Below are 19,554 nucleotides of genomic sequence, written 5' to 3'. Positions count from 1 at the left end.
ATCGCCGGTACCCGTGCCGGGCCGGTCCGCCCGGAATAATGATCCCTGTCGACCTCTCCCGAGACGTCCATGACTTGGAGGACACCATGAGCGACCTGTCCGGTAGGACCACGATCGTCGTCGGCGCGAGCCGCGGCCTGGGCCGCGGGATCGCCACGGCCTTCGCCGAGGCCGGCGCCCCGGTGGTCGCGGTGTCCCGCACCGCGGCACCCTTCGACGAGCCGGCCAACGGCGCCGGCACCATCGAGTCGGAGGTCGTCGACGCCGGTGACGCGACGGTGCCGGCCAGCCTGATCGATCGCTACGAGCCGCAGAACATCATTGTGGTCGCCGGCGCGACCCCGCACATGCGGCGGCTGCAGGAGCAGACGTGGGAGACGTTCTCCGTCAACTGGGAGACGGACGTCCGGATCACCTTCCAGTGGCTGCGCGAGGCGCTGCTCAAGCCGCTGCGGCCGGGCAGCCGGGTGGTCGTGATCAGCAGTGGCGCCGCTCTCGGCGGGTCACCGCTGAGCGGCGGGTACGCCGGCGCCAAGGCCACCCAGCGCTTCATCACCGGGTACGCCCAGGACGAGGCGAACCAGGCTGGCCTCGGCATCACCTTCACCACGGTGCTGCCGCGGTTCGCGCCGCTGACCGGTGTCGGCCGGCCCGCGGTCCGGGCGTACGCGGAGCGCGCCGGTATGTCCGTCGAGGACTTCCTCGCCAAGGCCGGTCCGCTGCTGACCCCGGAGATCGCCGGCGCCACGCTGGTGGACCTGGTGCGGGAGGACGCCGCCAAGGTCGTCCCCGCCTACGTGATGAACGGCGCCGGGCTGCAGAAGTTGCCCTGATCCGGGCCCGGGGCACGGGCGACGGGGGCGGGACCGCCATGGTCCTGCCCCCGTTGTCGTACGCCCGCCGGCCGCACCATCACCGACACCGACCACATGCGACGAACGGTGCGCCTGTCCTCGCCGGGTACGACCGGGACGGTCGTGACGCGGGAGCGAGGAACAGGCGCACCGTCGGCTGACCCGGGACCGGTCAGCCTGCCCGGTCCCGGACGAGCCGGTGGGGGCAGCGGGACCTGCCCCCACCGGCTCAGTCCAGGGACGCGGCGAGCTTCTCGTCGGCCTTGGTCTGCACCGGCACGGCCGTCGCCTGCCCGTCGCGCGGGCGCAGCCCGAACCAGATCAGGAGCAGGCTGACGAACGTCACGATCACGTTCACGGTGAGCGCGAGGTGGATGCCGTCCAGATCCCCGCTCTGCGTCGCGGCGATCGCGCTCAGGATCGGGATGCCGACCGTGATGGCCACCTGCTGGGTCATCGAGGTCAGGCCGGTGGCCAGGCCCTGCTCCTCGTTCGGCAGGCCCGAGGTTCCGGTCACCGTGTACGCCACGATGGAGGTGACGTGCCCGAAGAACCCGATGAACAGGGCGGGAATCAGGATCGCGAGCGCCAGTCGGTCGGCACCGATGAACACCAGCGGGAGGGTCGCCAGGCCCTGGACGGCCATGCCGGCGGTCAGGACGGTGCGGTACCCGTAGCGCCCGATGAACCGCCCGGCGATCGGTCCGGCGGCCACCGCGGCCAGGCCCGGGACGCCGAAGATCAGGCCGGTGGCCAGCGGAGAGAGGTCCAGGACCTTCTGCAGGTAGAGCGTCATCAGGAAGATCATCGCGGTCTCCATGGTGAAGACCACGAATCCCGCGTAGTTGCCCCACTTCACGTTGGGGCGTTTGAGGATGCGCACCGGGGCGAGCGGCGCGGCGGCGCGCAGCTCGATCACCCAGAACGCGGCCAGCAGCAGAACGCCGACAACGGTCGCGGGGAGGTTCTTCTCGATGATCCCGTAGATCAGGGCCAGCAGACCGCCGGTGACCGTCACCGCTCCCGGCACGTCCAGCTTCACCCGCTGGGAGACGCTGCTGTCCTTGATCAGGAACGGCGTGAACAGCAGGATGGCCGCGGCGACCGGGACGTTGATGAAGAACGCGGCCCGCCAGCTCATCAGGCTGACCAGGGTGCCGCCGACCAGCGCGCCGATGGTGAAGCCGCCGGAGAGGAGGGCGCCGTTGAGGCCGAGGACCCGGTCCCGGAGCGCGCCTTCGGTGAAGGTGGTGGTGAGCAGCGACAACGCCGCGGGGATCGTCATCGCGGTGGCGAAGCCCTGCAGCACCCGGGCGGTCAGCAGCATCTCCGGGTTGGACGCGAAGCCGCCGAGCAACGACGCCCCGGTCAGCAGGACCATGCCGGCCAGGAACAGCTTGCGGCGGCCGAACAGGTCCGCGAGCCGACCGAACAGCAGGGTGAAGCCGGCTGCGGGCAGTGCGTACGCGGAGGTGATCCAGGCAAGCTCGGCCACTCCCAGCCCGACGCCCTCGCCGGCCTCCGGCAGCGCGACGTTCAGGATCGAGAAGTCGACGGAGAGCATGAACCCGGCACCGAGCAGGACGAGCAGGATCAACCGCTGTCGGCCGTCGAATCGTGGAGGTGAGGTTGCGTCGGGGGTCATGAGACGGTTCCCTTCGTGAAGAACCCGGTAATGTCAACGATCAGGACGCCGTCCGCCCGGCGGGCCGTGCGGCGAGGTCCTCTGTGCAGGTGATCGGGGATCCCACCGGGACTCCGACGACACCCGGACGGCACGGGCCGCGGCCCGCACCGCAGGGTGTCGCGGAGTGCTCGGCGATCCGCCGACCGTTCGTCGTGCCGATCGGGCGAGTAGCCCGGGGCACGTCCGTACACATGCGTCGGCGCGGCTGGGGGTGCCGGGCCGTTCACCCGCCCGGGGTGACGGCCTGGCCCACAGTCTCGCTTCGAGACTCGATGTCAAGACGGCCGCGACGCGTCCGGGGCGGTTACGGCGAACCGTGCCGCCCGGACGGGCCGTCGGCCCGGGACGCGTCACGACATCCTGGAACAGGGTGGATGGAAGGGTGGTGGGAGTGCTAGCGCGAATCCCGCTCCGCCGCCTCGGCGACGCGTTTGATGGTTGCCAACCGTCGATCCCAGTCCGCCGCGAGGGTGGCCATCCACCGCGCTGTGGCGTTCAATGCCGCCGGCCGCACCGCGTATCTCACCTCGCGCCCGACCCGGTTGCCGGCCACCAGCCCGGCGGCGTCCAGGACGGCGAGGTGCTTGACCACCGCCTGGCGTGAGACGGGAACCCGCTCGGCGAGCGTCGTCGCGGTGACCTCGCCCTGCGCGGCAAGCAGGTCGAGCAGCTGACGTCGCGTCGGGTCGGCCAGCGCGACGAGGACGCTGTCCACCGTCTCGGCGGTGCCGCGGTTCTTGTCCGTCACACGGCTTCGACGCGCTTCTTGAGCGCGTCGAGCACCTGGGGCCAGCCACTGGTGTTGTCGGTCATGGCCTTGCGGCGCAGGTCCTCCGGTGCGGCCAGCGCCGCGAACCCGCTCTCCACGACGCGGAGCCGTGTCCCGTCGCCCTCCGGGATCAGGGTGAACTCCACGAGGGTGGTGTTGTCCTCGCGGAGCTCCTGCCCGGGGAACGCGCTGGCCCAGCGGTATGCCACGTACGTCGGCGGCTCGACCTTCTCCACCCGCACCGGGAACTCACCGAACTGGGGGTTCTTCGCCAGCACCGAGTCGCCCTCCTTGGCCGAGCCGGGCAGGCTCGCCTCGTCGGTCACCCAGAACCCGGGCGCGGAGACCAGCGACCAGACCCGCTCCACGGGCGCGGCGATCAGGGTCTCGCGTTCGATCCGTTCGTCACTCATGGAAGACTCCTTCACTACCACCAGTAGTTGCAACCTCATGGTTGCACATCGACCCGTCACGCGCAACCAGTGAGTTGCACTCGGATTGGGTGTGTCGCCGGTCGCCCGTCCTGGTCAGGCCGCTGACGGGGCGCTGACCCGCGCCGGGGCGGCCGTCGTACCCCTGCCCGGGCGACCCGCCGCGCAGGTGTGCCGGCCGGGGGCCGACCCGATCGTGGGCGGGGCAGTGCGACGGGCGCCTCGCGAGCTTGCCACCGCGAGACGCCCGCGCCCGACCCAACCGGTCAGGACTGCCTGAGCCAGTCCGCGAGCTTCTCGCCGATCATGATCGAGGTGAGGTTGGTGTTGCAGTTGACGATCGACGGCATGACGGAGGCGTCGCCGACGTAGAGCCCCTCCGTGCCGTGCACCCGCAGCCGCTCGTCGACCACCGCACCCTCGTCGCCCGCCGCGCCCATCCGGGTCGTGCCGACCGGGTGGTAGCCGCTGTCGAGGCTGAGCCGGACGTAGTGCCGCATCAGGTCGTCGTCCTCGACCATCTCCTCGCCGAGCACGACGAACCGTTCACCCCGGTCGTGGATGCCCGCCGTCTGCATCAGCTGCCAGCAGGTGCGCACCGCGTCCACGAGCGTCTGCACGTCCCGCTCGGTGTCGAGGAAGTTCAGCACGACGTCCGGCGGCGCGGTGGGGTCGGCCGAGGTGAGCGTGAGCCGCCCCCGGGACTCCGGCCGCTGGTGCACCACCATCACCCCGAAGATGACCTTCGAGGCGGCCAGCATCTGCAACTCGGGGAAGAGTGCCAGGTCGAAGTGGTTGATCATGTAGTACTGGAGGTCGTTGAACTCCGAGGAACCCGGCGCGGTGGTGCGCAGGATCGTCTGGAGGAACGCGTCCTCGGGGTTGAAGGTGCCCGCCTTGGGCACCATGAAGGCGCCGGTGCGCGGGTGGTCGATCAGGGTGGCGCCCACCCCGGGGCGGTCCAGCACCACGTCGATGCCGAGCCGCCGCAGGTCGGCGGCCGGACCGATGCCGGAGCGCATCAGGATGGTGGGCGAGGCGACCGCGCCGGCCGCCAGGACGACGTTCCTGGCCTCGATCACCTCGCTGCCGCCGCCCGCCTTGGCCACCTCCACGCCGCGCGCCCGCGTGCCGGTGAACAGCACCCGGTTGACGTGGACCCCGGAACGGATCTCCAGGTTCTCCCGATCGCGCGCGGGGTGCAGGTAGCCCATGGCGGTGGACCACCGGGTCCGCGTGTCGCGGCGGTTCGACGGGATCGGGCCGACGCCGCTGGCCTGCGGGTGGTTGTGGTCCTCGACGTCGGCGAAGCCGGCCTTCAGTGCCGCGTCGTGGAAGACCTGCTGCACCGGGGCCAGCTCGTCGGACTTCCACCGCCGGATCGGGATGGGGCCGCCCTTGCCGTGGTACTCGTTGTCGAAGTCCTGGTCGTCCTCGAGTCGCTTGTAGAACGGCAGCACCTCGTCCCAGGCCCAGGCCGGGTTGCCCATGGCCGCCCACTCGTTGAAGTTCTCCGGGGTGCCGCGCAGCGCGATGGTGGCGCCGACGGCGGAGGATCCGCCGGTGACCTTGCCGCGGGGGTAGATGATCCGGCGGCGGTCGGTGATCTCGGCCTTGAAGTGCCAGTCGTGGATGTCCATCGACATGGCGCTGCCGTCGGTGAGGTCGCGTGGGGTGTCGGCGACCGTGGCGAAGTCCGGTCCTGCCTCCAGCAGCAGCACCTTGCGGGCGGGGTCCTCGCTCAGCCGAGCGGCCAGAGCGGCCCCGGCGGAGCCGGACCCCACCACCAGGTAATCGATCTCGTGCATCATCGGCATCCTTCAATATAATGAGGGCGGGTTTTCCTGTCGGCGTGACTCACAGGAGTGGATGCGCTTCCATTACGGACCTGCTCGGGACCCGACATGAGCATCACACCGGGCCCTGTCGGTCGCTTCTCCGCCGTTGCTCAGCGGCTCCGCCGGGCGCGGGGCGCGCCCACCAGGGTGTCGCCTGTGGCGATCACGTTCCGGGTGCGCGCAGGGGTTGGGGCGCTCGCGCGGTCAGGCGCGCGGGGACCGGCGCCGCCGGGCCCGGGTGAAGGAGGCTGCCGCCGCCTCGTGGTCGTCGCCGGCCCCGGTCACGAGTGAGCGCAGCTGCGCCTCGAAGCAGACGTCGGCGTCGTACGGGTCGATCAGGTAGCCACCGAGCTCCAGGCTGACCAGCCCGTGCAGTGCGATCCACATGTTCTGGGCCACCAGCAGCGGGTCGCCGGCCCGGAACCGGCCCTGTTCGGTCGCCCGGGCCACGGCGTCGACCAGGGGCTGGAGGGTGTACCGGCCGTGCTGCCGGTCGCCGTCGGCGAGGGCGAACCCGCCGAGCGCCGCGCTGCCGAACATGACCTGGTAGAGCTGCGGATGGTCGAGCGCGTTGGCGCGGTACGCGTACCCGAGGGCCATGACGTCGGCGACCGCGTCGGCGGTCGCCCGCACCGTGGACATCCGTCGGTGCAGGCGGGCGAAACCCTCGTGCACCATCGCGCGGACCAGGTTGTCCATCCCGCCGAAGTGCGTGTAGACCGCCGTGGTCGAGGTGCCCACCGCGGCGGCGAGCCGGCGGGTGGTGAGGCCGGCGGCGCCCTCCTCGGCGAGCAGGCTCGCCGCGGCTTCCAGCAGCGCTGTCGCCAGCTTCGGGTCGATTCGGCGCGGGCTCACGTTGACATGCTCTCATGCTCCGCGTACCTTCGATTCAGTAACACTGTTACGTAACGAAGATACGTAAAGATCGTGTCAGCCAGGTGGAGGACCGCATGAGCGTCGTCGCAGCCGCCCCGCACACCCTTACCCGACGCGACAACCGGCGCCCGGTCGGGGTCGAGGTCACCGAGGTCGACCTGGTGGTCACCGGCCGGCTGCCCGCCGAGCTGGACGGGTGTCTCGTCCGCATCGGGCCCAACCCCATGGGCGGCCAACCCGGTCACGCCCTGGTCGGGGAGGGGATGGCGCACGGGGTGCGGCTGCGCGACGGCCGCGCGCTCTGGTACCGCAACCGCTGGATCCGCACCGACCGGGCCACCCGGGCCCTCGGTGAGCTCCCCCTGCCCGGTCCGCGGCACGGGTTGTCCGACAACGCCAACGCCAACGTCATCCGGCACGCCGGCCGCATCCTGGCGCTCGGCGAGGCCGGGGTGCTCCCCGTCGAGTTGGACGCCCAGCTGGACTCGGTGGCCCGGATCGACTTCGACGGCACGCTGCCGCACGGGTTCGCCGCCCACGCCGAGTGCGACCCGTACACCGGGGAGCTGTTCGCGGTCGCCTACTACCACGAGTTGCCGTACGTCGAGCACCTCGTCCTGACTCCCGAGGGGCGGGTGCGCCGCTGCGAGCGGATCGAGGTCTCCGGCCCGCCGCTGATGCACTCGCTCGCGCTGACCGACCGGCACTCGGTGCTGTTCGACCTGCCGGTGACCTTCAGTCCCGCGCTGGCCCGGGCCGGCTCCCGCTTCCCGTACGCCTGGTCGCCCGGGCGGCCGGCCCGGCTGGGCCTGCTGCCCCGCGAGGGACGCGGCACCGACGTGCGCTGGTTCGACGTCGACCCCTGCTACGTCTTCCACCCGGTCAACGCATACGAGGAGGAGGGCCGGTGCGTGGTCGACGTGGTGCGCTACGACCGGGTCTTCGACCGCGACCTGAGCGCCCCGGGGGAGTCCGCCCCGACCCTGTGGCGGTGGATGCTCGACCTGACCCGCGGCACCGTCGCCGCCGAGCAGCTCGACGACATACCGCAGGAGTTCCCCCGCGTCGACGACCGTCGCAGGACGATGCCGCACCGGTACGCGTACACGGTCGCCATGCAGTCCGGAACGGGAGTGCTGGGCGGCTCGGCACTGTTGCGCCACGACCTGGTGCGCCGGGAGGTCGCGGTGCACGACTTCGGACCGTACCGGGAGACGGGGGAGGCGGTGTTCGTCCCGCGCGGGCCGCTGTCGGCCGAGGACGACGGCTGGCTGTTGACCTACGTCTACGACGGACGGACCGATCGCAGCAGCCTGGTCGTGCTGGACGCCGGCGACTTCACCGGGCCGCCGGTCGCCGTGGTGCACCTGCCGGGCCGCGTGCCCGGCGGGTTCCACGCCAACTGGATCACCGCCTGAGGCCGGGGAGACGGCGCAGGCGGGCCGCCTCTCGCCCCCCGACTCGCGACGGGTTCGGGCGAGAGGTGGATGTCCGACAGGTACTGAGCAATTTGGAGGAACTGTCGAGCACCACCGGCGACTAGCTTCGCGGCAAGTCGCTGTCCATGTCACTCACGGTCAGGTGTGCCTGTCCGAGTGTTACGAAAGGTGTGTAAGGTGACCCCACCCCTCGCCGCCGCCCCGTCCCGAGGGCTGCTCGCGCGGCTCAACGGCGCCCACCACCGGGCGGCTCTGAACGGCTTCCTCGTCATCGTGCTGGCCCACTGGGCCGAGCACCTCGTCCAGGCGTACCAGATCTGGGTGCTCGGCCAGCCGCGCCCGCAGGCGCGCGGCGTGCTCGGCCAGTTCTTTCCCTGGCTGGTCTCCTCCGAGTGGCTGCACTACGGCTACGCGATCGTGATGCTGGTCTTCCTCTTCGCGCTGCGGGGCGGCTTCGTCGGCCGGGCCCGCACCTGGTGGATGGTGGCGCTGGCCCTGCAGTTCTGGCACCACATCGAGCACCTCCTGCTGCTGTGGCAGGTGCAGTCCGGCACCATGTTCTTCGGGCAGAAGGTGCCGGCCAGCATCCTGCAACTGGTGCTGCCGCGGGTCGAGCTGCATCTGTTCTACAACTCGGTCGTCTTCATCCCCATGGTCGTCGCGATGTACCTGCACCTGCGCCCCAACCGGCGCGAGCAGGAGCTGATGTCGTGCAGCTGCACCGGGCACCGCGCCGGCAACCCGTCCCTCGCCGCCCATGCGGCGTGAGTCGACGCCGTCCGGCGGCCGTCGCCGGGCGGTGGTCGCCGGCGTGGTCGCGGTGGTCGCCGGGCTGCTCGCGCTCGCGCCCGGTGCGGCCCGGGCGGACGGAGCCCTGGTCTCCGCCGACCCCTCGGCCGGCGCGGTGCTCGGCACCGCGCCGGCCGAGGTGACGTTGGACTTCGGCGCCGCCGTCGAGGAGGCGGAGTCACACGTCGCGGTGCTCGACGCCGGGAGCAGGACGGTCGCCGACGGTGACCCGGTCCGGTCCGGCTCCACGCGGCTACGACTGCCGGTCGACATCAGCGCGACCGGCGACTACACGGTGGCCTACCACGTCACCTTCACCGACGGCACGACCGCCACCGGGGCGCACCGGTTCAGCGTGGGCACCGGCGTCGCGCCGGCCCCACTGGACGCCGCCGCCCGCCGGGCCGGCACGGACGCGGTGACCGCGCACGCCCACCGCATCGACGGGTTCAGCGCGACGCTACTGGTCGTCGACGGCGCGGTGCTGGCCGGGGCGCTGGCCCTGCTGTGGCTGCGCCCGCGTGACGGGCGGCCGATGTCCCTGCGCGCCGCCCCGCGGAACTGATGGGCGGGTACCACGTGACCGGAGCGCGGGCAACCGGAAGCGGCGCCGACGAACTCCGTCGGCGCCGCTCGTCCGTCTGGTCAGGGAGTGGGGAAGAACAACCGGACGAACTTCTCCCACCCGCGTTCACCGATGATCGCCCGCATCTTCGGCAGCAGCCGCGGCGGCATGCCGAGGCGGTAGCGGATGCGTGGGTTCGGGGTGGAGACCGCCTTCTCGAGGACCTTCGCGACGTTCTCGGCCCGGACCGCGATCTTGCCGCGCAACGGGGGATTGTCGCTGAGCCGGTACGCCTGGTGCCAGTCGACGAAGTGCTCCCAGAAGTCCCGGTACAGCGCCGGGTTCTCGTGCGACTCCATGCCCAGGTCGGCGACGCTGTCGGGTACGAAGCCACCCAGGATGGGCGCCGGTTGGAGGATCACCACCTTGATGCCGAAGGGGGCCACCTCGAGGCGCAACGAGTCGCCGATGGCCTCCAGGGCGTGCTTGGTGGCCTGGTAGTAGCCCCGGCCCGGGGTGGCGAACATGCCGAAGATCGACGACATGATGACGATCCGGCCGCCGCCCTGCTCCCGCATGCCGGGCAGGACCAGCTGGGTGAGCCGGCACAGCCCGAAGACGTTGGTCTCGAACTGGGCGCGGACCTCGTCCATCGGGGTCTCGCCGATGGTGCCGTTGAGGCTGTAGGCGGCGTTGTTGATCAGAGTACCGACCGCCCCGTGCTCCTCGGTGATCCGCTTGACGACCGCGGCCATCGACTCCTCGTCCCTGACGTCGAGGTGCATCACTGTGATGCCCTCGTCGGCGAGGTCGGACAGGGCCGCCACGTTGCGTCCGGTGGCGTAGACCGGCCAGCCGGCGCGGTGCAGCCGCAGCGCGGCGGCCTTGCCGCTGCCGGAGGAGAGGCCGGTGCCCGACGAGGCGCCGGTCAGCAGGATGGCGCGTGACTGGGTCATGATGGGTCTCCTTCCCGGCCGCGGGTCACTCGTCGCCCAGCCGCGAGATGCGGCTGCGGTCCACGGAGGAACCCAGCCCGGTGGCGTCGACGAGGCGGTTGATGAACGCGAACAGGCAGGCGCAGAAGACCGCCTCCAACATCTCCGCGTCGCTCCAGCCGGCCGCCGCGGCCCGCTCCCAGTCCGCGTCGGTGATCTTGTACGCGCCGGTGCTCACCTTCGTCACCAGCTGCATGAGCGGCATGGTCCGCTCGTCCACCGGCAGCTCCTCGGCGGTGTTCGCGTTCGACACCGCCTCCAGCAGCTCGTCGCTGCCGCCGAACTGACTGAGGAACCAGCTGTGCGTCCCGACGCAGTACGGACACCCGTTGAGCTTCGACGTCCAGGCCGAGATCAGCTCCTTGAGCTGGCGGGGCAGGGTGTCCCCGCCGAAGATGCCGCCGTACCCGGCCACCACCACCGCGAGCAGCCGCGGGTTGGTGGAGGTGAGCCGGAACATGTCCGGCACGAACGGCAGGCCCGTGACCGCCTTGATCTCCTCGTAGAGTTCCGCGGTACGGCCCTCGGCGTGCTCCTCGTCAACCAGCGGGACCCTGATTCCCGGCTGCTTCGTCGTCATTCCCATGAGCATTCTCCTCGTTGCGCGGGTGGTGCCTGGCCAGCCGTGCGACATAGAGCTCATTCCGCGGTCGGACAGGGGTGTCGGCGCTGGCCGCAGCAGTCTTCGGTGGGACGGCGGGGCGATGCGGAAATGCTGACGACAGCGGTCGCTCGGCGATTTCGCTGGCCCATGATGGCACGTCTTCGGAGTGCCAGTGCTCTCCGAGATTGCCTACTGCGAAAATCGGCCCCATGGGCGCCCCTCCAGCGCGGTTCAACCGTACTGAAGTAGTAGCTGGTGGCGCTTTCGTCGATAACCTTTGTTCAGTTCACAGAGATGGATGAGGTACGTGATGCCGGCAAGTCTTCTGCGACCGGTGCTCGGTGCGCTCGGGCTGACGCAAATCCGATACATCGGTTCCGTCCGGCGTGGGCGGGCGAATGGTCTGGTCGCCCAGGTGTACAAGCAGGTGGAGGCGGATTTCGGCGTGCTCGCGCCGCCGGTCGCCCTGCACGCTCCGGCGCCAGAGGCGCTGGCCGCAGCGTGGATGCTGCTGCGGGAGACGCTGGTCGTCCCGGGCGAGGCCCCCCGGGCGGCCAAGGAGGCGGTGGCCATGGCGGTGTCGATGGGCAACGCCTGCCCCTACTGCGCGACCATCCACAACAACGCCCTCGGCGTACTGGGTGGCATCGGCGTCGACGGCTCCGCGCGGGGCGACGGCGGGCCGGCGCTGAGCGAGGCGGAACTGGAGGCCGTGGTGGGCTGGGCGACGTCCGTCAACGGGCGCCGGCCCGGGGTCGCGCCGCCGTTCCCGGCCGCCCAGGGGCCCGAGCTCGCCGGGGCGGCGGTGCTGCTGCACTACTTCAACCGCGTGGTGAACGTCTTCCTGCGGGACGTCCCGCTGCCGCCCGGCGTGCCGGAACTGGCGCTCTCGCCGGTGCTGCGGGTACTGGGCCGGGCCATGCTCACCGCCTCGCGGCGCCCGCAGCCGCCAGGTCGCTCGCTGGACTTCCTGCCGGCCGCGGAGTTGCCGGAGGACCTGTCCTGGGCGGCCGGCAACGCGGCCGTGGCGCAGGCGTTCGCCCGTGCCTGCGCGACGATCGACGAGGCCGGTCGCCGGTCCGTGCCGGAGGCCGTACGGGACCTGGTGCTGATCAACCTGGTGGGCTGGCAGGGCGGGCCGCGAGGGATCAGCCGCTCCTGGGTGGAGCGACTGGTCGAGGCGTTGCCGGAGGATCAGCGACCCGCCGGGCGGCTGGCCCTGCTGGTGGCCTTCGCCTCGTACCAGGTGGACGCCAGGGTCGTCGCGAGCTGCCGGGAGGCCGGCGCGGACGACCGGACGCTGGTCGAGATCAGCTCCTGGGCGGCGATGGCGGCGGCGCGCTGGCTGGGTGGCCTGCTCACCATGCCGGACTGATCATGTCTGGACAGCATGCGCATCGTCGAACAATTCGGATAATCGTTCCGAAGTCATGATCGGGCGGCGTCGCAGCGAGTCGGAAGACAGCAAAGATGCGTATTGAATAGTCTCCATGCGTGGTATCGTCATTACCCATCGGGGCTACTTAGGACACTGAGAGTAGGGGCGGCCCGAAAGGCTCGGGCCGCCTCTGCTCGAACTCAGGACGTTGGTGGGCTGCGTATTCAACACAGCATCACCGCCGGTTCAAATGCCTGTTCCACCGTGCTCGACGACGATGTCGTGGTGCCCATGAACAGGGTGAAGTCGTGCGGCTGTGGATTTGCGTGACGCCATGGCCGCCGATCTGGCGCCAGCACATTGTGCGAGCGACGTACCGAACGTCTCTAACGCGTCCACTGAATGGAGTGATTCGCCGTGCACAACGCCGTCGAACGAGTTATCTCGATCATGTGGGATCGCTACCACGAACCCCTTTCTCTTGACACGATGGCGGATTCCGCCTTTCTCAGCCGTTTCTACTTCTCGCGGTTGTTCCGGTCCAAGACGGGCACTTCGCCGGGCCGCTTCCTGACCGCCATCAGGCTCTACAAGGCCAAGAACCTGCTGCTGGAAACCGACATGAGCGTCACGGACGTTGCCTACGCCGTGGGCTACAACAGCCTGGGCACCTTCATCAGCCGGTTCACCCGCAGCGTGGGCGTCTCCCCGGCCCGGTACCGCTGGCTCGCCGAGCACGGCATCCCACAGCTGCCCCGGAATCCGGCGGCCGGCCCGCGCCGACGGGCCACCATCAGCGGGCGGCTCGTCCTCCCTCCGGTGGACGTGCCCGTCAAGGTCTACGTCGGCGTCTTCGACAGCCCCATCGTCCAGGGCCTGCCGGCCTCCTGCGACATCCTGGAGGCCTCCGGTGAGTACCAGCTGCGCGACGTGCCGGAGGGGGAGTGGTACCTGCGGGCCGCGGCGATCGCCCTCGACAACATCACCGCCCGACCGTCCTCGCGGCGGCCGCTGGCGGTCGGCTCGTACGACCCGCTGACGGTCACCGCCGGCGCCGACCTCACCATCGACCTGGACCTGCACCCCACCGGGGTCTTCGACCTGCCCATCCTGGTCGCGCTGCCGGAACTCGACAACCATGTGCCGAACAGCCGGACCCGGCTCAACTTCGGCCGGCACGAGCGGCGGGGGAGCCGCTCGTCCCGGATGTTGAACGGAGCCAAGTCGTGACCGGCGGCGGCACCGCGTCCCGGTCCGCGACACCGCAGTGGTCGCGGACCGGTCGGTGCCGAGCGCGGCTGCGTGACGGCGCGAGCGGAGGCTGAGCTGCCCGGCGGCACCGGCGGGCGCCCGAGCGGCGGTGAGCCGGTGGGACGGGGGTGCCGCGCGGCCGGCATCCCCGTTTCGCGACGGCGTACGGCGACGCCGCCCCGCCCCTCGGCCCGGGTTCCCGCGCCCCATCCGGGGGCGGGAACCCGGCGACCTGTCGCGACGAGCTGATCAGCCGCGGGGGGCGGCCTCCGCCGGCTCCGGCATCCGGAACGGCCCCCAGGTGAACGCGGGCAGCCAGCGCCCGGGATCCACGCTCCAGCGCAGCGACCGGATCTGTGCCGCGCTGCGGCGACCGGCCAGCGCCAGGTAGACCTCGTACCACGGGCCCGACATCGTGGCCGCCGGCTCGCCCGCGCTCGCCACCCAGCGTCCGTACTCGGTCTCGGCCGCCACCGGTGGCAGACCGTGCCCCTCCAACGAGGCGGCGAACCCCTTCACCACGACGTCCATCGCGATGGGCAACGCCGGGTGATCGACCGGCGGTGGCGTGTCGAGCGCCCGGCGGAGGTCCAGCTCGTGGGTGAACGCGTCCATGACCATGATGCCCCGGTCCAACGACATCGGGCCGTCGAGGAACTCCTCCACCGGCCGGCTCAGCCGCTCCCACAGCTCGAGCAGCTCCGGCACCGCCCCGCTCGGCACCGGGACCGGCTCGGCACCGGTGACCCGACCGTGGACCCGCGCGCAGACCTCCACCAGGTGTGTGACGAGGTCCGCCACGCTCCACTCGGGACAGGTCGGCACCGGCGTCGCGGCGGCGGACCGGCTGCCGGCCAGCAGGGTCGCGGCCGTCTCCCGGACCCGGCGGTAGGCCTCGTCGGCCCGCCCTCCCGGCAGGGTGACGGGGTGACGTTGCGCAGTGCTCATGGCCGTGCCTCCTCACGCCGCGACGCCGCGGCCCGGACGGATGGCGCCGCCGGGGCGCCGTGATCGATGGACGTGGCGGCGGCGCGACCCGCCTGGGCCGCCGTCAACCGCCCCGAACGGTGCAGCCAGCGCACCGTGTCGGCGAGCGTCTCGGCGAACGGCCGGGGGGTGAGCCCGGCCGACGGTGCGCCGGCCTCGGGCCGGGCGTCGCAGGCACAGACGTAGCAGGCCCCGTACTCGGCGGGGATGTGCCACGGCCACACCCGCTGCACCACGTCGGTGAGCTGGGCGAAGGGCAGCATCGCCCGGGCGGGCAGGAAGAGCGTGGGCAACCGCCGGCCGGTGACCTCCCGCACGGCCCGCACGTAGTCGCGGGTGCTCAGGTACCGGCCGGGACCGAAGTGCCGGTTGCCGTCCGCCAACGGCACGGTGAGCAGCGCCGCGTGCAGGGCGGCCGTGTCCCGGACGTCACCGACCGGGAAACCGCCGCCGGGCCAGACCGGCATCAGGCCACGCAGCATGTTGCGCAGCCGGCTGTTCTGGTCGCCGAGCTTCGGGTCGTCCGGACCCAGCAGGGCAGGCGGGTAGCTGATCACCACGGGCTCGCCCTGGTCCTGGTGCCACCGGGCGACCCGCTCCGCCTTCGCCTTGCTGGCCAGGTACGTCTCCCGGGCGGTGCCCGGAGGCGACTGCGGTCCCACCACCCCGGTGGGGGAGGGCAGCATGGCCCCGAAGGTCGACACGTGCACGGTGCGCCCCACCCCGAACCGGCGGGCCGCGTCGAGCACCACCTCGGTGCCGCGCACGTTGGTGCCCCTGGTGGCCGCGTGCCACCGACTGTCGAACGAGTAGACCGAGGCGGCGTGCACCACGGCGTCGACGCCGCGTACCGCCCGGTTGACCGCCGGCTCGTCGGTGACGTCACCGGTCGCGACCTCCACCGCTTCGCTCGGTACGGACAGCGGCGACAGCGCCGGGGCGACCCGGTCGGCGTCGCGGGCCAGGACGCGCACCCGGTGCCCGGCCGCGGCCAACGCCGCGACCGTGTGCGCCCCGACGAAACCCGTCCCGCCCGTCACGAGTACCAACATCGCGAGCTCCTCTCCGCCCGCGACCGGCGTGGGACGCGCGGCGTGCCGCAACTGCCGGAGCATGGCGGGCCGCTCGATCGTGTCTCGTCGGGCGGTGGCGGGCTTCTCCGAGGGTGCCGTTGTCCGGGCCGCTCCGCCGCAGCTCAGAGGGCAATCGCAGAGTGGTTGGGGAGCCGGCGGGTCGGGAGGATTGGGCAGTTGGATCGTCAACCCTGGATGAATGGGAGCAGCAGGTGGCTGGCACCATCAGGGCGCTCAGGCGCCGCGTCCTCACCCCGAACGTGTCCGAGGTCCTCATCTCCACCCGGGGGTTCCACGACAAGGGGCCGGAGGCCCGTAGCGTCCTGGAGACCGTCGGGTCGTCGTTCCTGACCGGGCTCTCCTCGGCCGCCGGCGCCCGCCGGGTGACCGACGTCGACGACGACCTCGCCGAGGTGCCCACCCGCTTCAAGGGCTTCGCGTACGAGGGAGTGGCCATGGGCTTCGCCCTCGTCGACGCCCTGACTCCCGGCACTCCCCGGCGCAGCGCCGAGTTCCTCGCCGGCACCGGCGACCGGCACGTGTACATGGCGTACGTCGGCATCGGCTGGGCGATGGCCCGGCTGCCCCGCTTCCTCTGGCGCCGGGCCGCGGCGGCGGCCACCGATCCGCTGCTGCGGTGGCTCGTGCACGACGGCTACGGCTTCCACCAGGCGTACTTCCACACCGACGCGTACGTGCACGGCCAGCGGGCGGTGACCGACTTCCCGTGGCCGCCGGAGGGCCCGACCTCGTACGCCGCCCGCGCCATCGACCAGGGCATCGGCCGGGCCACCTGGTTCGTCGCCGGGTGCGACCCGACGGTGGCCGCCGACCTCATCGACCGGTTTGCGCCGGCCCGGCACCAGGACCTCTACAGTGGCGCCGGGCTCGCGGCCACCTACGCGGGCGGCTGCACCGAGGCGGAGCTGCGGCTGTTCCTCCGGCGCGCGGGCGAGCACGCGCCCTTCGTCGCCCAGGCCGCCGCCTTCGCCGCCCAGGCCCGTGTCCGGGCTGACCTGCTGGTGCCGCACACCGAGCTGGCGAGCCGGGTGTTCTGCCAGACCAGCGCCGTCGATGCGGCGCGGGTCACCGAGGAGCTGATCCCCGCCGGGCCGTCGGCCTCCGGGCTGCCCGCCTACGAGGTGTGGCGCACCGCCGTGGCCGAGCGGTTCCGGGCCGGCGCGCGGGTGCAGCCGTGACCGCGCTGACCGACCGGAGCAGGGCACGCCCACCCGGACCGTCGCCGATCACGACACCGGTGCTGCTCGCACGGATGGCCCGCAACCGGCTGGACGTGATGCGGACGGTCTCCGCGCGCTACGGCGACGCCGTCCGGCTGCCCCTCGGGCCGAAGACGCTGTACTTCTTCAACCATCCCGACCACGCCAAGCACGTCCTGGCCGAGAACCCGGGCAACTACCACAAGGGCATCGGATTGGTGCACGCCCGCCGTACCCTCGGCGACGGCCTGCTGACCAGCGAGGGCGAGCTGTGGCACAAGCAGCGCAAGGTGATCCAGCCGGTGTTCCAACCGCGCCGCATCGCCCGCCAGGCCGGCGCGGTCGCCGAGGAGGCCGAGCGGATGGCCGCCCGGCTGCACCGCGCGGTCGGCGGTGATCCGGTCGACATCCGGCACGAGATGACCGAGCTGACCCTCGGTGTGCTCGGCCGGACGCTGCTCGACGCCGACCTCGGTGAGTTCGACGGGATCGGCGCGGCGTTCGAGGCGGTGCAGGACCAGGCCATCTTCGAGATGATGTCGCTGGGCACCGTGCCGACCTGGGTGCCGCTACCGCGGCAGCGACGGTTCCGGCGGGCCCGCGCCGAACTCCAGGAGATCGTCGACCGGCTGGTGGCGTACCGGCGGTCGCAACCCGGCGGCGCCGAGGGCCGCGACGACGTGGTGTCCCGGCTGATCCAGTCCACCAGCGAGGAGCGCGACCCGCGGGTCGCCCGGCAGCGCATGCGCGACGAGCTGGTCACCCTGCTGCTGGCCGGGCACGAGACCACCGCCAGCACCCTGACCTGGGCGTTCTATCTGCTCGACCGGCATCACGAGGTGTGGGAGCGGGTGCATGCCGAGGCGGTCGAGGTGCTCGGCGACCGGACCCCCGAGTACGAGGATCTGCACCGGCTGAAGTACACCGCGATGGTCGTCGACGAGGTGATGCGGTTGTACCCGCCGGTGTGGCTGCTGCCCCGCGTCGCCCAGGGCGACGACGAGGTGGGCGGGTGGCACGTGCCGGCCGGCGCCGACCTGGTGCTGTGTCCGTACACGCTGCACCGGCATCCCGAGTTCTGGCCCGACCCGGACCGGTTCGACCCCACCCGGTTCGACCCCGACCGGCCCTCGGACCGGCCACGGTACGCCTTCATCCCGTTCGGCGCGGGCCCGCGCTTCTGCGTCGGGAACCACCTGGGCCTGATGGAGGCGGTGTTCGTCATCGCCTGCGTGGCCCGCCGGGTGCGCCTGTCGCTGCCCGCCGGGCAGCCGGTGGTGCCGGAGCCGATGCTGACCCTGCGGGTGCGTGGGGGACTGCCGATGCACGTCCACGAAGCCTGATCCCTGCCACGGCGCGACCGGTGCTCCTCGCCGGTCGCGCTGCTTCGTGTCCGGTCGCGCTCGTCGTGTTCGCGGCAGTCCTGTAGCGCCCGCCGTCGCCGCGCCCGCGACCCTCGCCGCGCCCGCGACCCTCGCCGCGCCCGCGCCCGTCGCCGTGGCGCCTCTCGCCGTGGCCGGCGTTCGTGGCCCGGCCGGCTACGCCTGCGCACCGCCTCCCACCGGCCGACCCGCGGGTCGGCCGGCGGCGCTCCGCCGGCGGCCGGACGGTCCGCCGGGATCGCCGTCACCGGCGGGGTCCGGCGCCGCGTGCCGCGGGACCGGATCGCCGCGCCCCCGGTCCTGGCACGCCGACGGCCGGGTCGGCCACGCGTGGTGCGTGGCCGACCCGGCCGTCGGTGGTCGTGCCCGGCCCGTGCCGGGCCGTGCCGCTCAGCCCTTGCTGAACTCGATGAACCGGCCACCGTGGAAGAGCAGGGCGTCGCTGCCGTCACCCCGGCCGATGCCCAGCACCGAGCCGAGGAAGATGGAGTGGTCGCCGCCGTCGTACACCGCCGCCAGCTTGCACTCCACCCAGGCCACGTTGCCGTCCATGATCGGGGCGCCGGTGTGCGGCCCCGGCTGGAACGGCACCGTCTCGAACTCCCGCTCGTCCCTGGGCCGGCTGGAGCTGGCGAAGTACCGGGCCAGTCCCTCCTGCCCGGCTCCCAGGATGGAGATCGCGAAGGTGCCCTGGGCGAGGACGGTGTCGTGCATGACCGAGCTGCGCTTCACGCAGACCAGCACCAGCGCCGGGTCCAGGGACACGGAGGTGAAGGCGTTCGCGGTCATGCCGTGCGGAAGGTCCCTACCGGAGGTCACCACCGTCACGCCGGTGGCGAACATCCCCATGACCGACCGCAGTTCGGCTTGGTTACCCAAGGCCGGCGGCGGTGACACGGTCACCGGGCCGTCGGCCGGGGGCTCGTTGGTCCTGGTCATGGTTCACGCCTCCTGGACGCCTTCGAGGACCGGCCGCGGCTGGCCCGCCGCCGGGAGCGCGTACCGCGACAGCGCCACCCGCAGCGCGTCGGGCACCCGGGTCGGCCGGGTGTCGGTGTTCGGGCCGCGCATGCACGCGACCCGCTGCCGGCCCCGCGCCACCAGCTCCTCGAAGCCGTCGCGCAGCCGTACGTAGTCGAACGCGAAGCCGATCTGGGTCTGCGTGAGGTCCTCCAGCCGCATCCGGATCGACAGCTCGTCGAAGGCGGTGATCTCGGTGAAGAACTCGCACTCGCACTTGAGCGTGAACAGCTTAAGGTCGTCGCGGATGTCCGCCAGGACCTCCGGCGCCTGGTCCCGCAGGAACATCTCCCGGCACCGGCCCTGCCAGCGCATGTAGTTGACGTAGTAGACGTTCCCGACGAGGTTGGTCTCCTCGAAACCGACCAGGTGCCGGTACTCGTAGTAGGACTCCAT

The 19,554-nt window shown here is 71.8% G+C and carries 19 protein-coding genes; 8 read left to right on the top strand and 11 right to left on the bottom strand.

What is annotated here, in order from left to right:
- Positions 1 to 86 precede the first annotated feature (86 nt).
- Positions 87 to 833, top strand: a complete 747-nt coding sequence (locus GA0070560_RS17685) for an SDR family oxidoreductase (RefSeq protein ID WP_091298666.1) — start codon at positions 87 to 89, stop codon at positions 831 to 833.
- Positions 834 to 1,083: 250 nt separating this feature from the next.
- On the opposite strand, the gene GA0070560_RS17680 is transcribed toward GA0070560_RS17685, so the two are convergent.
- The 5 genes from GA0070560_RS17680 to GA0070560_RS17660 all read right to left on the bottom strand — a co-directional run bounded on the left by GA0070560_RS17680 (position 1,084) and on the right by GA0070560_RS17660 (position 6,434).
- Positions 1,084 to 2,499: an MFS transporter gene (locus GA0070560_RS17680; RefSeq protein ID WP_091298662.1), complete on the bottom strand. Its 1,416-nt coding sequence runs from the start codon at positions 2,497 to 2,499 to the stop codon at positions 1,084 to 1,086.
- A 436-nt stretch (positions 2,500 to 2,935) separates the two neighbouring features.
- Positions 2,936 to 3,289 (bottom strand): ArsR/SmtB family transcription factor, encoded by a 354-nt coding sequence (locus GA0070560_RS17675; RefSeq protein ID WP_091298659.1) that lies wholly within the window; start codon positions 3,287 to 3,289, stop codon positions 2,936 to 2,938.
- Entirely contained in the window at positions 3,286 to 3,723 is a 438-nt protein-coding gene (locus GA0070560_RS17670; RefSeq protein WP_091298656.1) for an SRPBCC domain-containing protein, read from the bottom strand. Before GA0070560_RS17670 ends, GA0070560_RS17675 begins: the two co-directional genes overlap by 4 nt.
- A gap of 284 nt (positions 3,724 to 4,007) precedes the next feature.
- Complete coding sequence (locus GA0070560_RS17665) at positions 4,008 to 5,549, bottom strand: GMC family oxidoreductase (protein ID WP_091298847.1); 1,542 nt, start codon at positions 5,547 to 5,549, stop codon at positions 4,008 to 4,010.
- Between the two features lie 234 nt (positions 5,550 to 5,783).
- Positions 5,784 to 6,434: a TetR-like C-terminal domain-containing protein gene (locus tag GA0070560_RS17660; RefSeq protein ID WP_091298653.1), complete on the bottom strand. Its 651-nt coding sequence runs from the start codon at positions 6,432 to 6,434 to the stop codon at positions 5,784 to 5,786.
- Positions 6,435 to 6,529: 95 nt separating this feature from the next.
- Here GA0070560_RS17660 and GA0070560_RS17655 point away from each other — a divergent pair, with 95 nt between their 5' ends.
- The 3 genes from GA0070560_RS17655 to GA0070560_RS17645 all read left to right on the top strand — a co-directional run bounded on the left by GA0070560_RS17655 (position 6,530) and on the right by GA0070560_RS17645 (position 9,248).
- Complete coding sequence (locus GA0070560_RS17655) at positions 6,530 to 7,873, top strand: carotenoid oxygenase family protein (protein ID WP_091298649.1); 1,344 nt, start codon at positions 6,530 to 6,532, stop codon at positions 7,871 to 7,873.
- Between the two features lie 198 nt (positions 7,874 to 8,071).
- Complete coding sequence (locus tag GA0070560_RS17650) at positions 8,072 to 8,662, top strand: hypothetical protein (RefSeq protein ID WP_091298646.1); 591 nt, start codon at positions 8,072 to 8,074, stop codon at positions 8,660 to 8,662.
- The gene (locus GA0070560_RS17645; RefSeq protein WP_091298643.1) at positions 8,652 to 9,248 is read left to right on the top strand and encodes a copper resistance CopC family protein; all 597 of its coding nucleotides are present in this window, start codon (positions 8,652 to 8,654) and stop codon (positions 9,246 to 9,248) included. Before GA0070560_RS17650 ends, GA0070560_RS17645 begins: the two co-directional genes overlap by 11 nt.
- 80 nt (positions 9,249 to 9,328) lie before the next feature.
- On the opposite strand, the gene GA0070560_RS17640 is transcribed toward GA0070560_RS17645, so the two are convergent.
- Together GA0070560_RS17640 and GA0070560_RS17635 are read right to left on the bottom strand one after the other, a co-directional pair.
- The gene (locus GA0070560_RS17640; RefSeq protein WP_091298639.1) at positions 9,329 to 10,204 is read right to left on the bottom strand and encodes an SDR family NAD(P)-dependent oxidoreductase; all 876 of its coding nucleotides are present in this window, start codon (positions 10,202 to 10,204) and stop codon (positions 9,329 to 9,331) included.
- Positions 10,205 to 10,229: 25 nt separating this feature from the next.
- Complete coding sequence (locus GA0070560_RS17635; RefSeq protein WP_091298635.1) at positions 10,230 to 10,829, bottom strand: carboxymuconolactone decarboxylase family protein; 600 nt, start codon at positions 10,827 to 10,829, stop codon at positions 10,230 to 10,232.
- Between the two features lie 328 nt (positions 10,830 to 11,157).
- On the opposite strand from GA0070560_RS17635, the gene GA0070560_RS17630 reads away from it, so the two are divergent.
- Together GA0070560_RS17630 and GA0070560_RS17625 are read left to right on the top strand one after the other, a co-directional pair.
- The gene (locus GA0070560_RS17630; RefSeq protein WP_091298632.1) at positions 11,158 to 12,222 is read left to right on the top strand and encodes a carboxymuconolactone decarboxylase family protein; all 1,065 of its coding nucleotides are present in this window, start codon (positions 11,158 to 11,160) and stop codon (positions 12,220 to 12,222) included.
- Positions 12,223 to 12,675: 453 nt separating this feature from the next.
- Positions 12,676 to 13,455 carry a helix-turn-helix transcriptional regulator gene (locus GA0070560_RS17625; RefSeq protein ID WP_281184492.1) on the top strand — a complete coding sequence of 260 codons (780 nt, stop codon included), beginning with the start codon at positions 12,676 to 12,678 and terminating at the stop codon, positions 13,453 to 13,455.
- Positions 13,456 to 13,725: 270 nt separating this feature from the next.
- On the opposite strand, the gene GA0070560_RS17620 is transcribed toward GA0070560_RS17625, so the two are convergent.
- Positions 13,726 to 14,424 carry a maleylpyruvate isomerase family mycothiol-dependent enzyme gene (locus GA0070560_RS17620; RefSeq protein ID WP_091298624.1) on the bottom strand — a complete coding sequence of 233 codons (699 nt, stop codon included), beginning with the start codon at positions 14,422 to 14,424 and terminating at the stop codon, positions 13,726 to 13,728.
- Positions 14,421 to 15,515, bottom strand: a complete 1,095-nt coding sequence (locus GA0070560_RS17615) for an SDR family NAD(P)-dependent oxidoreductase (protein ID WP_091298844.1) — start codon at positions 15,513 to 15,515, stop codon at positions 14,421 to 14,423. The genes GA0070560_RS17620 and GA0070560_RS17615 overlap by 4 nt, the downstream gene beginning before the upstream one ends.
- A gap of 233 nt (positions 15,516 to 15,748) precedes the next feature.
- Between GA0070560_RS17615 and GA0070560_RS17610 the strand changes: the two genes are divergently transcribed.
- Together GA0070560_RS17610 and GA0070560_RS17605 are read left to right on the top strand one after the other, a co-directional pair.
- Positions 15,749 to 16,735, top strand: a complete 987-nt coding sequence (locus tag GA0070560_RS17610) for a DUF1702 family protein (protein WP_091298620.1) — start codon at positions 15,749 to 15,751, stop codon at positions 16,733 to 16,735.
- Entirely contained in the window at positions 16,732 to 18,099 is a 1,368-nt protein-coding gene (locus GA0070560_RS17605) for a cytochrome P450 (RefSeq protein ID WP_091298840.1), read from the top strand. Before GA0070560_RS17610 ends, GA0070560_RS17605 begins: the two co-directional genes overlap by 4 nt.
- Before the next feature lie 429 nt (positions 18,100 to 18,528).
- Here the strand turns inward: GA0070560_RS17605 and GA0070560_RS17600 are convergent, their stop codons facing one another.
- The gene (locus tag GA0070560_RS17600) at positions 18,529 to 18,987 is read right to left on the bottom strand and encodes a flavin reductase family protein (RefSeq protein WP_425412669.1); all 459 of its coding nucleotides are present in this window, start codon (positions 18,985 to 18,987) and stop codon (positions 18,529 to 18,531) included.
- Between the two features lie 93 nt (positions 18,988 to 19,080).
- Positions 19,081 to 19,554 carry an acyl-CoA thioesterase gene (locus tag GA0070560_RS17595; protein ID WP_091298611.1) on the bottom strand — a complete coding sequence of 158 codons (474 nt, stop codon included), beginning with the start codon at positions 19,552 to 19,554 and terminating at the stop codon, positions 19,081 to 19,083.

Source organism: Micromonospora halophytica (assembly GCF_900090245.1).
GTDB lineage: Bacteria > Actinomycetota > Actinomycetes > Mycobacteriales > Micromonosporaceae > Micromonospora > Micromonospora halophytica.
The sequence above is the reverse complement of the archived record's forward strand: the minus strand, read 5'-3'. Positions and strand labels throughout refer to the sequence as shown.